Genomic DNA, 19,923 nt, shown 5'->3' with positions numbered 1-19,923 from the left:
TCCGTTCATCGATTCTCCCAAATCGCCGCCTGCGGTCCAGATGCTCTGGCCGATTCACCACCGCCGGTCCGACGTGTCATAAGGGTTTGAGATTTCCATGCCAATATTTTATAGTCTCCACCTTTCGCATTTTCAACGAGGAGAGTGCCCATGGACGAGACCGAAACCTTGTACGCGGAACCCATCACGGCGACGATGGGACGCCGGTTCCGCATCCGGAAGATGATCCACACACGAGAAACCCCGTACCAAAAAGTGGACGTGGTGGAAACCCACGAATTCGGGGTCACCCTTTTTCTCGACCGCCGCTTTCAGACTTCGGAGCGCGACGAATTCTTCTACCACGAATCGCTGGTGCATCCCCCTATGCTCTTACACCCGAACCCGCGGGACATCCTCATCATCGGAGGCGGAGACGGCGGAGCCCTGGAAGAGATTGCCAAGTACCGAACGGTGCGCCGCATCACCATGGTGGAATTGGACCCGGAAGTGGTGGATGTAGCCCGCCGTTACCTCCAGACCATCTGCGGAAAAGCCTTCGAAGACCATCGTGTGGAACTGGTCATCGGAGACGGACGCCGGTTCATGGAAGAAACGGATCGAACCTATGACGTGATCCTCCTGGACCTCACCGACCCCATGGAACCGTCCAAATACGTGTACACTCGGGAATTCTACGAAATCTGCAGGAGCCGTCTCAATACGGGAGGCATCCTGGGGCTTCACAACGACTCGGCCTTCTTTTTCCCCGAAGCCTTCAACGTCATTTCAAAAACCCTCGACGCCGTTTTCCCTCACAAGCGCCAGTACCTGGCCTATATCCTGGGCTACATGCTGGACTTCGTCTTTTCCGCCTGCTCCTCGGAACCCCTCCCGGATCTGGATACCGGGGCCGTACGGCGGCGCATGGGAGAACGGGGCATCGGTCCACTTCAATACTATTCGGCGCAACGGCATCCACTGCTTTTCGCGCTCCCGGGCTACGTGCAGTCGATCCTCGAGCGGCCCTGCGAAATATCCACGGACGCGGCGCCTTTCGTGCTGGTGGGAGCCGAAGGCTTCCAATTTCCGGGGGAATGACCCATGGCTTCCGGGAAACCGTTCCAGGAAGACGGTCATCGGCCGCCGAAGCTTTCAAGGGGTGCCAAGTGCACGCGATGCCGCGGGCAGGCCGTCATCTCGCTTCCCAGTCACCACGCCCTGTTCTGCCCCGACTGTTATCTCCGGTTTTTTCAAAACGCCGTGCGCCGCGCCATGAAGCAATCCGCCGTGCATCCGGAAACGCCGCTCATGGTGGCCGTCTCCGGAGGAAAAGACTCCTTGGCTGCGTGGTCGGTCCTTCACGAGATGGGCTACCGAACTCGCGGCCTGCACCTGGACCTCGGCATAGAAGGTTTTTCCGAAGCCTCCGCGGACGCGATCGAACGCTTCGCCGCCCCTCGGGGGCTCGCATGGAGCCGCTATGCACTCGAAGATCTCATCGGCTTCTCCATTCCCGAAATCCGCCGGAGGACCCGCAGGAAGATCTGTTCCGTCTGCGGTCTCCTGAAACGCCAGCTCCTCAACCGGCTCACCGTGCGCGAAGGCTTCGGCGTGCTCGTGACGGGACACAACTTGGACGACGAAGCCGGCCGGCTTCTGGGAAACCTGGTGCGCCACCGCACGGAATACCTGGAAAAACAATCGCCCTTTCTTCCGTCCACCCATCCGCGGCTTCCAGTTAAGATCAAGCCGCTGTACCGTGTGGAAGCCCACGAAATCCGGATCTACTGCGAGCTTTCCGGGATCGAACCGCTCCAGGCGTCGTGTCCTCTGTCGCGGGGCGCCACCAGCCACGTCTTCAAGGAAGCCCTGGCCTTTCTCGAAATGAAAATGCCGGGTACCAAGCGGGATTTCCTTTTTACCTACCTGGAAAGAAACCGCCCTGCCAAAGCGGCCGAAACCTTCGGCACCTGCCGGGAATGCGGCGAACCGTGCTACGAAACCCTGTGCAGCGTTTGTAACCTTCTCGGTCAGCTGAAAGACCGGGACGCAAAACGGAGCCGGGACGAACCCTCATCCTGATTCGCCCGGGTCCGGAGCCCTCGGCGGACAACCTGCACGAGACCCCCGCTGTCTCGCCGTGCACATTCTTCGTCCCGTTGTTTTTCTTGAGCCTGTCAGCGTCCAATATCACTGAGCGGGCATCCGGGATCCACCTCCGACTGCAATGCCACATGCCCCCGGAATGCGGTACTCAACCCGCTCGTCGGCCCCTTCGCCTCGTTCACAGCGCCTCAGCGTCGGTTTCTTTTTTGTCACAGCGGCTGCCGCTTCTTCGCGGCGCTGTCTCTCTGGAGCACTGGTTCCGCCCTGCTTCTGCCGCAGCCCATAGCACGGATTGTCCCAATGTGACAAAGAATGTCTGGTTATTCCGGTACCAACAGCTGCAGCGTTTCGGATCCTCCCGGCGCAATCTGTTGGCTGTACTGCAGAACGTGAATATCCGAGGAGCCTGGCACGCAATGTGCTCCTCCGTGAAGCCATGGGACCAGGATCTGCCTGTGGCGGGTTCGTCAACCTGTAGGCCGTAAGTCTCCGGATCGTCGCTACGGCACTCTGATGCCGAGGAAGGTAGCCGGCCGGAGGCACCCACACCACACAGCCACACTTCGGACAGCGATAGCGACACATCCGCAGTGCCTGGTCAAAGCCATCGAAAAACATCCGCACAAATCCATGGCCCCACAACTTGGGATGGTGACATCGGCCACAGCCGCGGGGCTCAGCCCAAGGACAATCGCGACTGCCGGGAGCGATCCGGTTGAGATCCAGTCCAAGAAAGGCTATTGTTAAACCATGTTTGTTTTGGGAGGCCGCCGACCTCCGGGCTTGGGGGCGCTGGGTGTCGATGCACCCGCCCCCGGGTTTTTCCAGATAAAAATGGCCCCTGCTAAGAGGGAACGTTGAATCCCAAATCTGCTGGCTTCCGGTCTAGTCATTGTGAAATTTTCTACAGGCTTCCTGATGAAATGATGTGGGTGCAGATCTTTTGCTTCTTGTTCCCAAGCTGGAGCTTGGGAACACAACTGTGCAGAAGCTCCAGCTTCGGTGAGGCCGTTCCCAAGCTGGAGCTTGGGAACTAGGGGAAACGGAGCTGATGCGCTTGCTGCTTCAGGGCCATCTGGATCTACCTCAGAGGGACACCCTGGATGTCGTTGTAAAAGATCCGCACCCGTTGTAATTGGGCGATTCAACATTCTAGCGGGTTGACCGAGGGACCAGAGCCACACGGCTAGCGTGCAGTCCGACTGGAGTTTGTGGTTGTTGTCGACCAATTAATGGGATTCAGGAAAGGAGAATTAATCACCATGAGTCGATGTGCGGAATGTGGTATTTATGCGTGTCGTGTTGGGAAGCTCGACAAAGCGCCCGAACATTGTCCTATGTTGAATTGTAAGGAGGTTTATGAGGAGGCGCGAGTTGCTCTGCAGGAGCCTGATACCTTAAGGTTGATGCATGCAGCTGCTTGGACGGAAGCTACGGGTTATCGTAGATGGACTCGAATGGAAGAGATTTTAGAATTCAGCCGAAAGAGAAGGTTCACAAAATTGGGACTCGCCTTCTGTTCCGGCCTGGTCAAGGAAGCAGCAGAAGTGGCCAAGATCTTGAAGGAGGCTGGATTTATCGTTGAATCTATTATCTGTAAGACCGGCTCCGTTCCCAAGGAAGAGATAGGAATACGTGAGGATGAGAAGATTCGTCCCGGTCAGTTTGAGCCGACGTGCAATCCGGTGGCTCAGGCCAAAATCCTCAATGCTGCGGGCACGGAATTGAACATCGCACTTGGGCTCTGCGTAGGGCACGACAGCGTTTTCTTTAAGCACAGCAACGCCCCCGTTACGGTCCTCGCTGCGAAAGACCGAGTGCTGGCGCACAATCCTTTGGGAGTCATTTATGCAAGCCACTATCACGGAGTGAGGTTTAGCAGGTTTAAACAAGGAACCCCATAGGCTGTAGCATTCATGCAGACTTGCGGGATGTGACCAGGTGGTCACTGTAAAACTTGAGTCATGCCAAAACGCCGCACCAATCAGGCTGTCCAACCTTTGGGGACCACCGCCGTTCACCGTTTCTTGTTCCGGGAGATATGCCGCCTAACCGTTCAAAATCCGGCGCCCCACATTTTGGCAGCCTGTTACCAAAAGTTAACGCATCGTTAATTACCATGTCATTTGATCGCACTAAAAGCCGAATGCCTTGCGATTCGTACGACATGGCATTTAACCCGTCATTTGAGAAAGGACAAGACATCATGATCGAAGTGCCTGTTAAAAAAGGCGTTTTTAGAACATTGTTTCGGAGGGAGGTCAAGGGAATTATCGTGGCCGGGGCGCTATTGGCCGCCGGATTGCTGAGTGGTAGCGCGGGCATGTCCAACGATGCGGTCCCCGCCATCCCTTCCGTTTCCAATCCCTCGATGTATTTCAACAGGGTCGCATCGTTTCCGGTCTGTTCCCAGACAGGTTCATCCTGCGAATCAAGTACGGAAACGGCAGCCGAAATCACGGCGGCGAGCACGGACGGCATGACGCTGATCTACACCAACAGCCCCGCTAAGCAGATCGGATTCATCGACATTACGAATCCGGCCAGTCCCATGGCCAAGGGAAGCCTGGCCATGACAGGCGAACCGACGTCCGTCGCCGTGCTTGATAAATACGCGCTGACAGCCGTCAACACGTCCGCGGATTTTGTGAACACTTCAGGAATTCTTGCTATCGTGGATATCGACAGACAGACCGTCTCCCGGGAGATCGCACTGCCCGGGCAGCCGGATTCCGTCGCCGTCAGCAAGGATGGCAAATATGCCGCGATCGTCATCGAAAACGAACGGGATGAAGATCTTGGCACGGGCGCCCCGCCGCAGCTCCCGGCAGGATGCCTCGTCATCGTCGATACCGTTGGAACTCCCGATACATGGACGACACGGCAGGTGGATTTGACAGGTGTTGCTACCCTTTACCCCACCGATCCGGAACCGGAATATGTCGATATCAACGATGACAACATCGCCGTCGTGACGCTTCAGGAAAACAACCACATCGTGCTTGTCGATCTGGCATCCGGGAAAGTCACCGGCCAGTTCAGCGCCGGCACGGTCAACCTGACCAATATCGACACAATCGATGAACGCCCCAATCTGATTACCCTTTCCACCTCTAAAAACGATATCAAGAGAGAGCCGGATGGAGTGACCTGGCTGTCCACCACGCGGTTCGCGACGGCCAACGAGGGTGATCTCGACGGGGGCAGCCGCGGCTTTACCATCTTCAGCATCGATGGTGCCGTAGTTTATGATGCCGGCAATACCTTGGAGCATGCCGTAGCCCGGATCGGTCATTACCCGGATCGCCGCTCCGACGCCAAGGGTAACGAACCGGAAAACGTCGAATTCAGCCGCTTCGAAGGAACCGATTACCTGTTCGTCGCGTCGGAACGTTCAAGCATTGTGGCCGTTTACGATATGAGCAAACCCGACGTCCCCGCGATGAAACAGATGCTCCCCGCCGGGATGGGACCCGAGGGAATACTTGCCATCCCGAAGCGTAATCTGCTCATTGCTTCAAGTGAGGAAGATTCCCGCGAGGACGGCTTTCGTTCGGTCGTGAATATTTACCAGTACCAGAAAGCCGCCCCGACCTACCCCACCCTCGTGTCGGCTGATCGTCCCGACGGAACCCCGATCCCCTGGGGCGCCATGTCCGGGCTGGCCGCGGGCGCAACCGACGCCATCGTTTACGGCGTTCATGACGCCTTCTACCGCGGAAGCCGCATCTACACCATTGATCGGACAAAGACACCGCCTGTGATCACCTCGGAGATTGTGATCACAGATCCCAACGGAAAAATTCCGGCCCTGGCGCCAACACTTCCCGACGCGGATGATCCCAACACCTTCGACGACACGGACCTGCCGGCGATGACAAACGCCGATGGCACGGTAAACTTCGATGTCGAAGGAATTTCCGTTGCGAGTACCGGGGGATTCTGGCTCGCCTCCGAGGGTTCGGGGACGGTAGGCGACAAAAAGTACCCCGTAAAAACAGGAAATCTCATCGTCAAAGTCGATTCCGCCGGAGTGATTGAGGAGATCATCATGCTTCCGGCGGCCCTCAACGCCCTTCAGCAGCGTTTCGGGCTCGAAGGGATCGCCGAATCGGATGGAAAGCTGATCGTCGCTCTGCAACGCCCCTGGGCGGGGGAGACCAACCCGCGGATCGGCGTCTATGACCTTGCCGCAAAGACATGGAAGTTCATGAACTATCCTCTGGATCTCCCCGTCTCACCGAACGGCGGCTGGGTCGGTCTGTCGGAGATTACCGCCCTTGGCAGTAACCGCTTCCTTGTGGTGGAAAGGGACAATCAGGGCGGGCCGGATGCCCGAATCAAACGCATCTACCAGATTGATTTAACCGGTAAAGCCGATGGTGATACGTTGAGCAAGGTGCTGGTGCGCGATCTGATCGACGATCTGAAGGCCCCCGGCGCCCACATTATCGAAAAGGTGGAGGGGCTGGCCGTACTTCCAGGCGGCGATGCCATGATCATCACCGACAACGACGGACTAGACGACAACAGCGGCGAGACGCAGTTCATCAACTTGGGGGAAATACAGTAGTTATACGTACCGCGAAGAAACGCGTCGTCGTACGGGCAGAAAGATCAAGGGGCGGGCGCTATCTTCCCGGGATAGATGCCCGCCCTTTCCGTTTCAGGGAATCTGGGTCCGAGACAAATTATTCCAGGACGATAAAGACGTCCGTTACGTTTTATATCAAAATAACCAATTACTAAAGCGATTCCGGTATGTTGAGCATGCCAGCTGTCATAATCTTTTGGTAGCGTTCTAAAATGGAGACCTTAAGCAAAAACGATAACGAAGGTCAAAAAATCCCCCTCTCCCCCCTCCCCTTAATCCCCTCCCACGAGGGGAGGGGAGTAGGGGGAGGGTTTGGGGTGAGGGTGAAAAAACTAATGTATGTCAATCAGTTACGTCCCCCTCCCCTTAATCCCCTCCCACAAGGGGAGGGGAAATAGAATTTTTCCCCCCGTTCCCAAGCTCCAGCTTGGGAACGGCCTCACCGAAGCTGGAGCTTCTGCACAGTTGTGTTCCCAATCTGGAGCTTGGGAACAAGAAGCAAAAGATCTGCACCCACCTACGTTTTGTTGCCATACCTTATCCTTGTTACACCGGTTCATCGCCGAGGAGTTCAGCAAGTAGATCGCTGCCCCTCTCTCCCATGTCGCGTACCAGCGCCTCAATTTTTCCCTGGCAAGGGGCGACGGCCGGGCGCGGCTGTTTTCCCCGCGGTTGATGGTGGGAAAGGTGACGCCAAGCGTGGCGGCAGACTTTTCCTGGGTCAGACCCGTCCGTTCCCGCAGCTCACGGACAAGCCGAGGGATATCGGTCTGGGCATTCAATGGCGCTCTCCTTGAAAAGTCGGGGAAATCTGGATCCCACAGAATTCATATCAGCTAAGCCATTGATACGCAACATCTTTCCAAAGAGCGGCACATTCCCGAAGGGGCGGAAACGGCGCTGATTCGGATTTCCGCTACAGCCCCAACCGGGCCGCTACGTCTTCGTAGTCGGGATCCTCGGCGTAGAGCTTCTCGAACTCGGCTCTAGCCCGCCTCGGCTTCCCGAGGGCCTCGTAGACCAGGGCCCGTTCGTACCGGAGCGCCCGGAGCAGTTCCTCGGACCGGCCCTTCTTCCGGCGCAGGGCACCCGTCAGGGTATCCCGCGCAGCAATCAGGAGCCCGAGCCCGCGCAGTGCCCTGGCCTTGTAGAGCAGCAACGCGGTGTGGACCGGTGTCTCGTTCTCGATGCCTTGGGTCAACCGCACGATCCTCTGCAAGAGCTTTTCGTTGCCCGGGCGGGCGGTGAGCAGCAGCTCCGCCAGCGACACCTTCACCAGCACGTCGTCGGGTTCGAGCTGATGCAGCCTCTCCAGGCAGGCAATCGCATCCTTCCAGCGCTTCTGGCGCTCGTAGACCTCCACCAGGCCCAACAGCACACCGCGGAGATCCGGGCCCACGTGTGCGAATACCTCGTCTGTGATGGGCAGGCTTAGGCGCGCGGAGATGCCGTACTTGGAGAAGTAGCGGCCCAGGCGGCTGTGCTTCTCGGCGGCGGTCGCCAGGTACGTCGCAGCTTTTTCCAGCCGCTCCTGCTTGAGGGCCACAAAACCGGCAAGGTACGCGCCGTCGGCGAGATGTAGAGCCTTCTCGAGGTGTTCGAGGGCCTTGGTTTCGTTGCCGAGGACCAACTCCAGGCATCCATCCACCAGGGCCTCCTCGTCGTCCGGGGTGATAAGCCGCTTGAAGAAACCCAGCGTAAGCCGGTCTTCCGGGCGGACCGTTGGGACGGCCGGAGCGGAGTAGGACGCGCTTCTCCTACCGCTGGACCTCCCGTTCGGAAGCGTGGTCGTGTAGAAAAGGCCTGTTCCCGGAATGCCCACCGTGGCCCGTTTGCCCCTCGGACCGATGGTGAACTTCGCTCCGCGCGGCCCGAACGAGAGTGACCCGCCCGACTTACTCAGGTTCAGAGTCACACCCGGTGCAATCCTGATGCGTCTCCAGAACCGGAAGGCCATTTGTTACCTCTCCTTAATGCGTCATTTTCTTGCAAATCGCATTGCGGTCGTGATCTTTACGATTCTACTTTCAATTTCTCGAATCCACTTCGGATCACCTGAGCGATTCGTTTTCGACGCTCTTCCAAGAACGTGGCGTAATCCATTCCGTGCCACCCGTCCGGTAACGCGTGGCATGCGTACATTTGCCGCAACTCCTCGTCCCAGAAGACCGACATCAAGGTCAGGATGAAATCGGCCTGGTTGAGGGGTGTGCCTTTGCTGTTGATGCACACGAAGATTTTTCCCCTCGTTCCCAAGCTCTGGCTTTGGAACGGCCTCACCGAAGCTGGAGCTTCTGCACAGTTGTGTTCCCAAGCTGGAGCTTGGGAACAAGGTCAAACTTCCTCCGGATGGGGCTGTCGTGATCCAGATCAAGCGCCTCGGCCACCTCGGGCTGGGTAGCGTGCAGAAACGCCGAAAGTTCCACCAGGTCAACGCAATAGTCGCGGTCATAGGCCGCACCAATCCGCTTGTAGCCGTCTAAAAAGGGGTGATTTTTCACCACAAAATAAAGTAGGTGTGCCGCCTTTTCCTCAATACTGGGGTAAAGCTCATGCCCATCTACCGTTTGGAAGATGGCCGCGATCGAGCTGTCGAGGCTGTCGTCTTTTTCCCTTCCAAAAAAGCCGCTTCCCCCGAAATGTTCCCGCAAGGCCGCAACCACCCGCCGCGCTTCTTCCAAGCTTATTGGTTCCGCTTTCTTTGAGGCCTTTTCAGGTTCGGGCACCTTGCCGTGGTCATAAGCATCCAGCACGTTCAAGGCATCAGCATAATCCCGCAGGACCCGCAGCATCGCTGCAGCCTCGTCGCCGCCCAGCGAGCTTTGATCAACCACATTGGAGATCAAGCGAATGGTCTGCTGGAGTGCGGCCAACCGTTGCGCATTGACCGTGTAGCCCTTCAAAATGTGATCGTGCAGAACCCCGGTGGCCCAGATGCGAAACTGGGTGCCGCGCTTGGAGTTGACCCGATAGCCCACCGCGATAATCGCGTCGAGGTTGTAGTACTCCACCTGACGGCTCACCGTCCGACCGCCCTCCTGCTGAACTGTTGCAAAAAATGCAACAGTTGCCCCCCGATCGAGCTCGCCTTCTCGATAAATGTTGCGCAAGTGCCGAGAAATCACGGACTTATCCCGGTCGAACAAGGCAGCCATCTGATTGAGGCTCAGCCAGATGGTCTCGCGCTCAAGCCGCACTTCGAGTTGAACCCGGCCGTCGGCGGCTTGGTACAGTACAATCTCGCCGCCAGGCTGACAATAAGAGGCCGCGGGCCCTCTTACGCATCTTGGTGGCTTAGCGACCTTCTTCTTCATCCGCGGTTTCCTCATTGTTATCCGTTTCCTCATCGGCCGTCGCTTCAGTATCTTCAGTGCCCAGAGGCTCTTCTTCATCCGCTGGCTCCTCCGGCAACTGTGCCGCGACCTCGCGCACATCCAGCTTGCCGGTGACCACATCGGCGATGAGCCGCTGGCGGTATTCGCGCAGGAGGTCGATTTCACGGCGGGAGGCGAAGACAGCAGTGTCGATCTTGGCCGTCTCGGCGTCAAGGTACTCGACGAGGGCGGTTTGTTCGGGGAGGGGTGGCAGGGGTATCAGGAAGTTGGCTATGAACTCCGCCGGCACACGTTGTTGCCCTGCCGCACCCGTCATTTCGTCGGCTCCAAGCTGGCGAAACTGCGAAAGGGTGGTGACGCGATAAAGGTAAGATGAGGTCACCGCCGCCGAGGGTCGGATTACGTGAAACTCAGTTGGACCAAACCCGACGCTCGTCGGTAGATTCTGGAGACAAGCGCCTTTCCCGTTCTCAAAGCATGGTGTGATTTTCGCGACGATAACGTCGCCGCGCCGAAAAAAGGTAAACCCGTTCCACAGGTCCGAAACGGGCCGCACCTCCGATGCATCGAATCGCCCGTCCGATCCAACGTGTTCCATTCGTAGGAATGCGGCGGGATCGTCTCGCATTGCTAACGGAACTTCCGACTTGCTAGGGTTGAGCCGCGCGATTCGTTTTAACCGCCGTACCTCCCAATGCTCCGGCACCTGGCCCAGCAACTCCACACCGGAAGGCTTGTAGGCGGGGTAGGGTTTGAGGCCGCGGATCATCGCTGGGTCACCTGCTCGAACCAGAGGATCGCCGCCTCTCCCTCCTTGCGCGTGATTTCGTCCACGCTACGACTGTGGCGGGAGGTCTAAGCGCTACTTTACCAGCAAATCCTCGATCGCGGCCTGAAGTGTGCTCTGGCGTTCGGCGAGAAAAGCCTCGAAGTCTTCCTTGGTGAAGGGGACGCGCAGCAAAATGTCGAAGGCCGCCGGAGAGATGAAGTGGGTTTCAAGGGTGGCCCGGACTCTAACTTCGCCGTTCGCGCTGATAAGCTCCGGCAGATACTCATTCGGCAGGCGGTCGTTGATGACCTTGCGGTTGGTGTCAGCGGTGAGCGGTGTCCGGTTCAGGATGCAGTCGATGAGAGTGCCAAGCCCGTGCTCCTTCCCCCAGCTCTTGGGAACGATGTGGTGGTCATCGAGATCCCCGTATTGGGGCACGTTGCCAGTCATCCAGTCGCGGGCACCGCGCAGCACGAGCAAGTTGAAAATGCCGTTGTAGACCGAGGTGCCGCGCTTGGTTTCCCGCCGGAAATCCAGTGTCCTGAAGCGAGCCCGGAAGTCGGCGATGAGGTCCGGCTTCGCGGCGTCGTTCTCGAACCATGCTTTCACGGCCAGATAGTCGCGGGCGGTTGTGGACTCCACCGACCCCGAGTAACGGTTGGTGAACACACTAGCCCAGTACCAGTGACGAAGCTTACGCTGCGCATCGAGTTGGCGTGCGGCGGGGAGCGCGCGCAGAGTGGACTGGAGCGCTGCGAACGCCGGGAGGATCGAGACATAGGGCAGGTAATTGGAGGAGATGGCACCGAACTCTTGGGGATGGCGCAGTAGTGCGATGGCGCGCTCAACCGCTTCTACGGCCTCATTCCAGCGGCGCTCGAAGTCGCCTACGTCAGGGACCAAAACCTCCTTGCGAAGTGATCCGTCCGGCTCACGCACCTTCTTTTCCTGGCCTGGCAGGAGGTAGTAAAGGTATTTGGGCGAGCAGTAGGCCTGGCACAGAATAGACATCACTTGGAGGATGTAAACGTTCATCCGCTCGGTCTCGACGAAGTCGAGACGCGGCGCAGCGTCGCGCCAGAGCTGCTTCAGTTGCAGATCCTTGGGCTTCAGGAGCGCGTTCACCAGGTCGAAGACGTCGAGGCGGATCCCGCGGCTGTTGATCTGGGTGAAGATGTAGCACACCTTGTCGATCTCGAGGTTACGGTCGAGCTCGATGTAGGCGATCTGGTACTGCTCGGTGATGCCCTTCAAGTGCTGCCCAAAGGAGTGGGCGTCGCGTGCGCGAAGTCCCGCTCGCTCGGCCGTCGCCACGTCGCCGGCGCTGCTCGCCGCCTGCTCCTTTTCGCGCCAGTGTTTTTCGTAGCCCTGCACCCAGTTCGGCAGTTCCCATCCGCCTTGGCCCACCACCGACAGGGGGAACATGTGGTGCTCGTACTGCGCAACGGGGTCCGCGAGCAGGTTCAGTCCACTGCGGGTCCAGTCGTACTCGAACGCCTCGTCGTAGGCTCCCTCCATGAACCGGTCGACCCGGATGAAGTACAGGAAGCGATTGGAACGGTTCGGTAGCGGCTTGTCCGGCGCGAAGAATACGTAGTGCATCGCCGTGAGGCGCTGCTGCCCATCCAGGACGATGTGCACTGGGTCTCCGCTGCCGTGGTGGCCGTAGATCGGCTCGCAAACGAGCGCGGCGAAGTTTTCGGGCTTTCCCTTCCATAGCAACAGGCTGCCGATGTAGTAGTCGAGGAAGATCGACCGCACGAGCTCGCGGATGTCCCATGGCTTCCACTCGAACTCGCGCTGGAAATCGGGAATGACGAAGCGACCCTCGCCGAGCCAGTGGACCAGCGTGGTCAGGCTAACATGGTCGGGCTTCTGAGCATCCTTCATCGCGTGCGCCCTCCAAGATGAGGTTCGAAGGAACGTTTGTTATTGAACACCTTGTCTGCGGGCGGGAAGGAATAAGACACGCCCATCGCGGCCAGGTGCTCCTCCAGTTCGGCGACGAGGATGTCGCGCAGGGACATGGTGGTCGCGCCGATCTCGGTCCGGACCACCTTGAAGCGCCCGCTGATCTTGCCTGCGGCGCCGGCCACGCTCTTGTCGTTCAGATGCGTTGCGAGATCGCCGTTTTCAGCCAGGGCGGAGATCACGGACATGAGGTGCGGTTTACCGGTGCCGTAGTTGCCCACGACCAGCAGCCCTTTGTTGTCCATGGGCCGGTCGAACTGAAGCTGAGGAACAACCAGATTGATCAGCTTCTCGGCCATCTCCTCGGAGATGACATAGGTCTGGACAAGCTGTCGGGCAGCGGCGGCCTCGTCGGCGTCCCGTAGCTGGACCACGGACTCGATGGGCTCGAATTGGATCAAGTCTCCGTATTTGATGCTCGCCATCCCTAGCTCGCCCCCTTCGGGCGCGCCTGTGCCCTTCTTCGAAAGCCGGTCGGGGGTTGGCTCGGGATTGGACATGCGGGCCGTCACGTGCGCTTGTGTGGCCACATCGGCGAGTGGATTGGTGGTCCCGACGGCGAGGATGTCCTCCTCCGGGACCTGCAGGACCGGGATTCCGGAGGATGTCTCGAAGATGCGGCCGCGGACCAAGGCGTCCTCCACCGTCACAACGCCCCGGCATGCATCAGCCGACCCTCTATCACTATTTGCGGTCGACTGCGATAAGCACCTTGTCGATGCGGTTACCGTCCATATCGACGACCTCAAAGCGTGCGTTCCCGTGGTTAAAGCTTGCACCGGCTTTGGGTATGCGTCCCAGATGATCCAGCACGAAACCCGCCAGCGTCTCCACGTTTTCTCCCATATAGATGCCGGTTAAGGTTTCGATTTCGTCGGTGGGAACCGTCCCGTCCGCCAGCCACGACCCGTCGTCCCTTTGCACAATCTCGGGTCCATCATCTTCTCCTCGTTCCGGAAGATCCCCGGCGATGGCCTCGAACACGTCAGTGAGTGTCACCAGACCTTCAGTGGTACCGTATTCATCCACCACAACGGCCAGGTGCACTTTTTCCTTCTTGAAACGATTCAGAAGCTTAAGGACCGTTGTGCGGTCCGGGACGTATAATATCGGGGTGACCAACTCGGATAGAGTGACGTCTTCACAGCCAAGGGCTTCAGGCAGAAGGTTTTTGGTATGGATAACGCCGACGGGATGGTCCACCGTTCCGTCGCAAACCAGCAGCCGAGAAAAACGATGGGACCGCACCATTTCGATAATCGTGTTCTTGTCGGATTTGACGTCCACCCAAACGATCTGTATGCGCGGTGTCATGATTAGCCGTACGGGACGATCCGCCAGGCGGAGAACGCCTTCGATCATTTTCTGTTCCTGGGGAACAAAAATGCCCGCTTGCGTTCCCTCGGCAATCAGCGACTTGACCTCGTCTTCGGTGACGGTTGTCTCGCGGGCTCCAGCCAAACCCAAAAGGCGCAAGACCCTCTCGGTTGAGATATGCAGTACCCATACAGCCGGAGCCGCAACCAAGGAAAGTCCGCGCATCGGTCCGGCCACCAAGCAGGCGACCCGTTCAGGCTGAGTCAACGCTATCCGCTTCGGAACGAGTTCTCCGATGACCAACGACAGATAAGTTATGCCGACAACCGTGATACCTATGCCGACAGAACCGCCGTAGGGTGAAATCAGCGGAAACGCGTTCAGCCAAGCTCCGAGTCGCTGGCCCAATGTTGCACCGCTGAATGCCCCGGCGATGATGCCGACCAGCGTAATGCCGATCTGAACCGTAGAAAGGAACCGGCTGGGGTCGTCAATCAGGCGAAGAGCGGCGCGCGCACCACGGCTGCCCTGGTTGGCCAGATGCTCGAGGCGGCTTTTTCGCGATGAAATGACGGCCAGCTCGGACATGGCGAGAACGCCGTTCATCAACGTAAGGAACAAAACGATTAGGAGTTCAAGATAAAGCATGCCAGCCCCTTCTAATGTTCGAAGAGGCAGTGCCGGTCTGTTGGGTTCCGATTTCGTTCAGGAAAGACCGCACGCGTGCGGACCGCTCTGCAGGCAAGAAATCAACCCATGGCCGGTCTGCGCCATCCTCAGCTTCGGCATATCTTACGATGCGGGTATTTTGGCAGCACAGATGCAACCAGGCTGTTATACAAGGCTGTTCGAAAAATGAAGAATGGGAGAATTTGGAAGGAGTAATTGCGGTAAACAAGTGCAACCCGCACGGTTTCAACCGCGCGGCAGATTCCCGCTTTCCAATCGAAGAATTGTCATCGGTATCCAAATAATGTATAACCCTCCGACAAATCAGCAGAAAAAGGACGCATAGCGTCTCCTGCTTCCCCTGTGTCTATTGTTAAACACAAACCTTGCAAGGTTCGTGGATTTTATTTCGGCTCCCCGTGCGCAACTTTCTTCGTAACCGTTCTCCACTCGGATGTCAATCCGAAAGCGCTTATCATTCAACGAGTTAGCAAAGAGCACGCTGTTCCGGCAGACCCGAAGTGGTGTTGACCCGGATTTCATCCCTCTGCCTGACAACCACTAGATTTCATGGCTTGCTCCCGGACTTCTTGACTTCATAGATCATAACATGGTGAAGCCGCTGAAGATCGCGCTGCGTCAGTTCCTTCATGGATCGGATCGGTTTCTTGAGGGCCAATCGCTCTTGCGCCAGCAGATAGAGGTCGTCTTTGGAAATCCCAAGCTCGCCCGCGCGTGCGTAGATCGGCTTGTATAGACTCTCCTTCCATTTATCAGGGGCCCTCCTGCGGATTTTGGGTCTTGCCATCGCGATCTGGGCCTGAAGCCATTGAATCGCGCGGTCGGAATCCTGGGCGGGAATCTCCTTGTAGCTGGTCACGTTGAATTCGTTTCTCAGGCTGCTCCAAATCCGTTGCGCGGCTCGCTGCGTGTCTTTGCCCGCCGTCGTGTGGATATCGATATAATCCTTCACCAGGTCCTGAATTTTGCGGGCTGTCGTGTTTGAAATGTGCTTGCCACCCGGATCGGTCTGGACAACCGCCTTGCCAACCACTCGCTCGGTGCGGATGTTCAAGTCCCGTCCGGCAACCATGTTGCCCTTTCCTGAAACCGCCTGAATGACCTGGGGTGCATCGTGGGGAAGCGGCGTGAGCGTATTCATCTCTTCGACTTTCGAGAACCATGTGTCACGATGCTTCCGGAGTTCGCTCTCGGAAAACTTGCGTCCTCTTGGATGCTGATCGTTGTAGTGTTCAACCTCCGCGTGGCAATCAAAACAGAGGGGAATGCAGTTCTCGAAGCTTTTGTCTCCCCCTTTTGAAACAGGCCGAATGTGATGCGTCTCGATCCTGACGCCACAGAACTTGTGGCAGATGCAACAGCAGCGTCCTGCAGCGACAAGGGCCAAATCGACGACATCTTTTGAGAAGCTCATCGCGCCTCTCCTGATTTGAGAAGTCGCTCCGCCAGTTCCAACGCATCCACCGGCCAGAAGCACTCCGGACGAGGACGATGTACATTCGGTTGTCCCGCTGCGGGGCGGCAATTGAGCAGGGAGTCGACCCATTGGTGGGGGACGGCGTCCCGGCCATGCACGGCACCCAGAATCGCGCCACAGATGGCGGCGTTGGTGTCGGTGTCTCCCCCGCGCATGACGGTGTCCACAACGGCTTCCTCCAGATTCGTGGCATGCAGAAGCTGCCACAGGGCGTTGCGGAATGCCGTCAGTACCCAGCCCTGGTGGCGGACATAATCCGCTGGCGGTGATTCGGCGGGACCTCGAACCACTTCCAGGAGGCTCCCATCCACCTTCATGTCTTCCGCCCAGGTCACACTCTGCTCGTACAGATCTCGACTATCGCACCCTTGGCGGATGGCGTGGGCAATCGCCTCATCAAGGCCCTCAAAGTCCTCTGGGTGAATCGTTTCGGTCGTTGTAAAAAGCAGGACCATCGCCTTGATAACTTCCCGAAATACAGGATGTTCGTGATCCAAGCGGTCGAGCTGAAGCTTACTGTCTCTGCGGCGACTCATCCGGAGAAGGCTCTGACCATCGGCGAGAAGTTCATAGGTGTGAATTTCAGGCATTGACTCCGGTAGCGGGTGGTCCTGATCGTCCAGGCCGATGCCCAGGTTGAGGAGCATCGCAACCTGCTTAACGGGGGCGAAGAGTTCCGCAAGCCTGTCCGTGAATGAACTCGTATCCAGCTCCATGGCCCACTCGACCCGGCGATTGGACTCTCGCCTGTGAACATACTGGCGGAACCCACCCAGGTCCACCGACTCGCCGCCCACGTTGGTGCGATGAACATCCAGATCGCCCGTCTCCTGCGTATGACGGGCGTGAATCATGCTGTGCAGGGCGCTCGATTTTCCGGAACTGTTCGCACCATAGATCAGCGTCAAAGGACGCACGGGAATCCGCTGCGTTTCTGCAAAGGCCTTGAAATTTCCGATTCGTAGAGCAGTCAGCATAGATACCTCTTTTTAACCACGGAACACACGGAACACACAGAAAAGTAATCTATCCTTATTTCCGTGTTTTCCGTGTGTTCCGTGGTTTCTTTTGTTCCAGTTTTTTCACTTCCTTCACTGCTTCAATAAAGTGGCGCTCCACCGGCGAAGGTTCTTCCAATGACCGCTTTCGGAATTTTTCATATTCCATCCGTGCCTTTTCAATGGCCGCCTCATGGCTGATCTTCCCCGCATGGGTAAGGATGTCCCTTTCGCTGACCTTCAGGAACTCGTCCAGCTTGGCGATCCAGTCTTTCATATACATGGGTTTACGGTTGAGGGCTTGCAGTTCGGCGAAGTCCAAATAGATGGTCACGATTCGGTTGAGGGTATCCAACTCCTCTATGGTCAGGTAATTCTTGGCGATCTCACTGTCGGCCTGGGTGGGTTTGGCCCCTGTCCAGGAGGTCAACCCCATGTGCGGCTTCTCGGCGTCGGCCCTGGCGGCGATGATCTCGGCGGCCGTGTGGCCGTGGGCGGCCCAGTGCATCTTGTTTTGGACGATCTGAAAGAATCGGCGGGACATTTCCGTGCTGGGGTCGTAGTCGATGCTTGTGGCATAGATATCCAGCACCTTGCGCCAGAAGACCTTTTCCGAGGCGCGAATGTCCCGGATGCGGGCCAAGAGTTCATCGAAATAGTTGCCTCCCCCGGCCTGCTTGAGCCGCTCGTCGTCCAGCGTGAAGCCTTTAACAATGTACTCCCGCAGCCGCTGGGTAGCCCACTGTCGGAAGCGGGTGGCCACATGGCTCTTGATCCGGTAACCCACGGAGATGACGGCATCCAGGTTGTAGAATTTCCGGCTGCGCTGAACCTGCCTTCCCCCTTCGCTTTGAACTTGTAAGAAATCCTTACAGGTTGCCGACTCGTCCAACTCCCCTTCCTGATAGATATTTTTGAGGTGAAGGGTGATGTTCTGCGAAGTGGTCTGAAAAAGCTGCGCCATATCCGCCTGCGTCAGCCATACCGTTTCATCTTCCATCCGAACCTGAATGCGCGTGCGGCCGTCCTCAGTCTGGTAGATGAGGATCTCGGAACGGGTAGGGTTGGCCGGAAGGATGGTCATACCTTTTTCCTCCGTGACCTTGCCCGCATGTGCTCTTTATAGGCCGAGATAGCGTCATCAACCTGCTTCTTGGATAACCGGCGAATCATCGCAATGACCTCACGTGAATATTTGGTCAAAACTCCCTCTTCAGATATCCAGCATAGACGAGAGTTTTCTTTAATATTGTTATGCCAGATGACAGCTTCGAAGGCGTGGGAGGTGAACTTGCGGCCATGGAGTTCGGTTAGCAATTTCCGGAGCCCCTGTAAAGCCTTGAAAACCGGGCCTTGAAGGATTTGGTTTTCGCGAACCCAGGAGGTGATTTCGGGCTCCGAAGGGGGTTTCGGAGGTGAATTTTTTCGACTATTTTGCTGTTTCATGCTGGACAGCCGCCCGCGTCTCTGCTGGGCTACCTTGCCATGAAGCCCGGCAAAAACGCTCCTTCCTCCAAGATCCGACTTCGCAAGCATCTGAATGCAGAGGCCCTGGTGAGAGCGGTGCGCCGTGAGTTCGAAAAGATCCCCGATCCCCGCAAAGGCAGGCCGCAGATCTCCTTTGCGGATGCGGCCATGAGCGCCTTCGCCATGTTTTCTTTTGAACCTCCTCGAGTACTGGCAGGTGACCCCCAAGGGGCTTCTGCGGTTTTCCTGGGTCACGGACATCCTCATCCGCCTGGAAAACGCCGTTACCTTGATGCGGATCGGCCGGGCGCGCCGGCGCATCGAAAACGAAACCTTCAACACCTTGAAGAACCAGGGCTACCACCTCGAACACAACTACGGCCTGGGCCAAAAACACCTTAGCGCCGTCTTCGTCACCCTCATGATGTTGGCCTTCTGCGTGGACCAGAGCCTCCAGCGGCCCGAACGAGAGCGAGCCGGCCGACTTGCTCAGGTTCAGAGTCACACCCGGTGCGATCCTGATGCGTCTCCAGAAGCGGAAGCTCATGATCCGCCTCCCTTCGCCGCTGGCAGGTTTTCCGTGCGGAGCATGATCAAATCCTGGTCAAGGCCGTGTCGCAGCACATCGAGCCGGCCGGAGAGCGCAACCAGATGAGCCGCGGAAATCTTGCTCAGGTGGAACGGAAACAGGCTCGTGGAATCGAGAACCGTTCTCAGATCTACCGAACCGTTAGGGTGAGCATGCAGGAAGGCCTCGGCCAACCAGGCGATAAGTTCCACCTGATCTATGGTGAGGGAAAGCCCAGCGGTATAGATGCCTTTTTCCGATGTTTCCTTCAGGACCTCCCAATCGACAAAGCTCCGCAACACATACCGGACTCGACGTGATATTGTATCTTTTTCCCCATATTGCTCCCGTACACGGCGCTGTACCTGGCTGGCTGCCGCGGTTCCCTGAAGCCTGAGCAGTCGCCCCACATGGGCCGCGACAGCCCCCCAGAACGGATAGACCGCCATGGCCATGCTCCAGTGGATGGCGATATGGTCCTCCCGCGGCAGGCGTGAGAGAAGCTTGAGACCTTCCCGCTGGAGGGGATGGAGGTCACGCGGCGGGCGGACCCAGATCTTCATTAGGATGGTGATCGTCTTGTCCATCGAGCCGCGTATCTTCGTATTCTTGGAACGGAATGCTCCCTCCAGATCCTCTTGTAGTGCTG

At 57.6% G+C, this 19,923-nt stretch carries 16 protein-coding genes and 3 pseudogenes; 5 read left to right on the top strand and 14 right to left on the bottom strand.

Annotated features, from left to right (window positions below):
• The first annotated feature begins 150 nt into the window (after window positions 1–150).
• From speE to FDQ92_RS08090, 4 genes are all read left to right on the top strand, one after another.
• Entirely contained in the window at window positions 151–1,080 is a 930-nt protein-coding gene (gene speE / locus FDQ92_RS08105) for a polyamine aminopropyltransferase (protein WP_137424099.1), read from the top strand.
• Between the two features lie 3 nt (window positions 1,081–1,083).
• Complete coding sequence (locus FDQ92_RS08100; RefSeq protein WP_137424098.1) at window positions 1,084–2,064, top strand: ATP-binding protein; 981 nt, start codon at window positions 1,084–1,086, stop codon at window positions 2,062–2,064.
• A 1,256-nt stretch (window positions 2,065–3,320) separates the two neighbouring features.
• Window positions 3,321–3,992, top strand: a complete 672-nt coding sequence (locus FDQ92_RS08095; protein WP_342780370.1) for a DUF1847 domain-containing protein — start codon at window positions 3,321–3,323, stop codon at window positions 3,990–3,992.
• 302 nt (window positions 3,993–4,294) lie between these two features.
• Complete coding sequence (locus FDQ92_RS08090) at window positions 4,295–6,661, top strand: esterase-like activity of phytase family protein (protein ID WP_170180247.1); 2,367 nt, start codon at window positions 4,295–4,297, stop codon at window positions 6,659–6,661.
• Between the two features lie 371 nt (window positions 6,662–7,032).
• Here the strand turns inward: FDQ92_RS08090 and FDQ92_RS16240 are convergent, their stop codons facing one another.
• The 12 genes and pseudogenes from FDQ92_RS16240 to FDQ92_RS16235 all read right to left on the bottom strand — a co-directional run bounded on the left by FDQ92_RS16240 (window position 7,033) and on the right by FDQ92_RS16235 (window position 18,685).
• Window positions 7,033–7,464, bottom strand: a complete 432-nt coding sequence (locus FDQ92_RS16240) for a helix-turn-helix domain-containing protein (protein WP_211341214.1) — start codon at window positions 7,462–7,464, stop codon at window positions 7,033–7,035.
• A 134-nt stretch (window positions 7,465–7,598) separates the two neighbouring features.
• Window positions 7,599–8,639 (bottom strand): DUF4236 domain-containing protein, encoded by a 1,041-nt coding sequence (locus tag FDQ92_RS08080; RefSeq protein WP_137424095.1) that lies wholly within the window; start codon window positions 8,637–8,639, stop codon window positions 7,599–7,601.
• A 56-nt stretch (window positions 8,640–8,695) separates the two neighbouring features.
• Window positions 8,696–8,914, bottom strand: a complete 219-nt coding sequence (locus FDQ92_RS08075) for a hypothetical protein (protein WP_137424094.1) — start codon at window positions 8,912–8,914, stop codon at window positions 8,696–8,698.
• Window positions 8,915–8,958: 44 nt separating this feature from the next.
• Complete coding sequence (locus FDQ92_RS08070) at window positions 8,959–9,996, bottom strand: virulence RhuM family protein/type II toxin-antitoxin system death-on-curing family toxin (protein WP_137424093.1); 1,038 nt, start codon at window positions 9,994–9,996, stop codon at window positions 8,959–8,961.
• Window positions 9,977–10,786 carry a restriction endonuclease subunit S gene (locus tag FDQ92_RS08065; RefSeq protein ID WP_137424092.1) on the bottom strand — a complete coding sequence of 270 codons (810 nt, stop codon included), beginning with the start codon at window positions 10,784–10,786 and terminating at the stop codon, window positions 9,977–9,979. The genes FDQ92_RS08070 and FDQ92_RS08065 overlap by 20 nt, the downstream gene beginning before the upstream one ends.
• Before the next feature lie 93 nt (window positions 10,787–10,879).
• Entirely contained in the window at window positions 10,880–12,676 is a 1,797-nt protein-coding gene (locus tag FDQ92_RS08060; RefSeq protein WP_137424091.1) for a GmrSD restriction endonuclease domain-containing protein, read from the bottom strand.
• Window positions 12,677–12,699: 23 nt separating this feature from the next.
• A pseudogene (locus FDQ92_RS08055) lies at window positions 12,700–13,173 on the bottom strand (DUF6079 family protein); the annotation flags it as partial.
• Window positions 13,174–13,441: 268 nt separating this feature from the next.
• Window positions 13,442–14,722: a hemolysin family protein gene (locus FDQ92_RS08050; protein WP_137424090.1), complete on the bottom strand. Its 1,281-nt coding sequence runs from the start codon at window positions 14,720–14,722 to the stop codon at window positions 13,442–13,444.
• A gap of 589 nt (window positions 14,723–15,311) precedes the next feature.
• Entirely contained in the window at window positions 15,312–16,178 is an 867-nt protein-coding gene (locus FDQ92_RS08045) for an HNH endonuclease (RefSeq protein WP_137424089.1), read from the bottom strand.
• The gene (locus FDQ92_RS08040; RefSeq protein ID WP_211341212.1) at window positions 16,175–17,218 is read right to left on the bottom strand and encodes an ADP-ribosylglycohydrolase family protein; all 1,044 of its coding nucleotides are present in this window, start codon (window positions 17,216–17,218) and stop codon (window positions 16,175–16,177) included. The genes FDQ92_RS08045 and FDQ92_RS08040 overlap by 4 nt, the downstream gene beginning before the upstream one ends.
• Before the next feature lie 55 nt (window positions 17,219–17,273).
• The gene (locus FDQ92_RS08035; RefSeq protein WP_137424088.1) at window positions 17,274–18,323 is read right to left on the bottom strand and encodes a virulence RhuM family protein; all 1,050 of its coding nucleotides are present in this window, start codon (window positions 18,321–18,323) and stop codon (window positions 17,274–17,276) included.
• Window positions 18,320–18,685 carry a hypothetical protein gene (locus FDQ92_RS16235; RefSeq protein WP_137424087.1) on the bottom strand — a complete coding sequence of 122 codons (366 nt, stop codon included), beginning with the start codon at window positions 18,683–18,685 and terminating at the stop codon, window positions 18,320–18,322. The genes FDQ92_RS08035 and FDQ92_RS16235 overlap by 4 nt, the downstream gene beginning before the upstream one ends.
• Window positions 18,686–18,896: 211 nt before the next feature.
• On the opposite strand from FDQ92_RS16235, the pseudogene FDQ92_RS16230 reads away from it, so the two are divergent.
• Window positions 18,897–19,163: pseudogene (locus tag FDQ92_RS16230) on the top strand (transposase); the annotation flags it as partial.
• A gap of 36 nt (window positions 19,164–19,199) precedes the next feature.
• On the opposite strand, the pseudogene FDQ92_RS16225 reads toward FDQ92_RS16230, so the two are convergent.
• Together FDQ92_RS16225 and FDQ92_RS08020 are read right to left on the bottom strand one after the other, a co-directional pair.
• Window positions 19,200–19,253, bottom strand: a pseudogene (locus FDQ92_RS16225) (hypothetical protein); the annotation flags it as partial.
• Entirely contained in the window at window positions 19,250–19,861 is a 612-nt protein-coding gene (locus tag FDQ92_RS08020) for a hypothetical protein (protein ID WP_211341211.1), read from the bottom strand. The pseudogene FDQ92_RS16225 and the gene FDQ92_RS08020, both read right to left, overlap by 4 nt.
• Between the last annotated feature and the right edge of the window lie 62 nt (window positions 19,862–19,923).

It is taken from the genome of Desulfoglaeba alkanexedens ALDC (assembly GCF_005377625.1).
GTDB classification, from domain to species: Bacteria; Desulfobacterota; Syntrophobacteria; order Syntrophobacterales; family DSM-9756; genus Desulfoglaeba; species Desulfoglaeba alkanexedens.
The sequence above is the reverse complement of the archived record's forward strand: the minus strand, read 5'-3'. Positions and strand labels throughout refer to the sequence as shown.

Bases quoted from the DNA above. Each gene is read 5' to 3' on its own strand.
- FDQ92_RS08065 (WP_137424092.1), bottom strand. From the start codon at position 10,786: ATGATCCGCGGCCTCAAACCCTACCCCGCCTACAAGCCTTCCGGTGTG.
- FDQ92_RS16235 (WP_137424087.1), bottom strand. From the start codon at position 18,685: ATGAAACAGCAAAATAGTCGAAAAAATTCACCTCCGAAACCCCCTTCG.
- speE (WP_137424099.1), top strand. From the start codon at position 151: ATGGACGAGACCGAAACCTTGTACGCGGAACCCATCACGGCGACGATG.
- FDQ92_RS08040 (WP_211341212.1), bottom strand. From the start codon at position 17,218: ATGCTGACTGCTCTACGAATCGGAAATTTCAAGGCCTTTGCAGAAACG.
- FDQ92_RS08060 (WP_137424091.1), bottom strand. From the start codon at position 12,676: ATGAAGGATGCTCAGAAGCCCGACCATGTTAGCCTGACCACGCTGGTC.
- FDQ92_RS08050 (WP_137424090.1), bottom strand. From the start codon at position 14,722: ATGCTTTATCTTGAACTCCTAATCGTTTTGTTCCTTACGTTGATGAAC.
- FDQ92_RS08070 (WP_137424093.1), bottom strand. From the start codon at position 9,996: ATGAAGAAGAAGGTCGCTAAGCCACCAAGATGCGTAAGAGGGCCCGCG.
- FDQ92_RS08090 (WP_170180247.1), top strand. From the start codon at position 4,295: ATGATCGAAGTGCCTGTTAAAAAAGGCGTTTTTAGAACATTGTTTCGG.
- FDQ92_RS08045 (WP_137424089.1), bottom strand. From the start codon at position 16,178: ATGAGCTTCTCAAAAGATGTCGTCGATTTGGCCCTTGTCGCTGCAGGA.
- FDQ92_RS08100 (WP_137424098.1), top strand. From the start codon at position 1,084: ATGGCTTCCGGGAAACCGTTCCAGGAAGACGGTCATCGGCCGCCGAAG.
- FDQ92_RS08095 (WP_342780370.1), top strand. From the start codon at position 3,321: ATGGGATTCAGGAAAGGAGAATTAATCACCATGAGTCGATGTGCGGAA.
- FDQ92_RS08020 (WP_211341211.1), bottom strand. From the start codon at position 19,861: ATGGACAAGACGATCACCATCCTAATGAAGATCTGGGTCCGCCCGCCG.
- FDQ92_RS08080 (WP_137424095.1), bottom strand. From the start codon at position 8,639: ATGGCCTTCCGGTTCTGGAGACGCATCAGGATTGCACCGGGTGTGACT.
- FDQ92_RS08035 (WP_137424088.1), bottom strand. From the start codon at position 18,323: ATGACCATCCTTCCGGCCAACCCTACCCGTTCCGAGATCCTCATCTAC.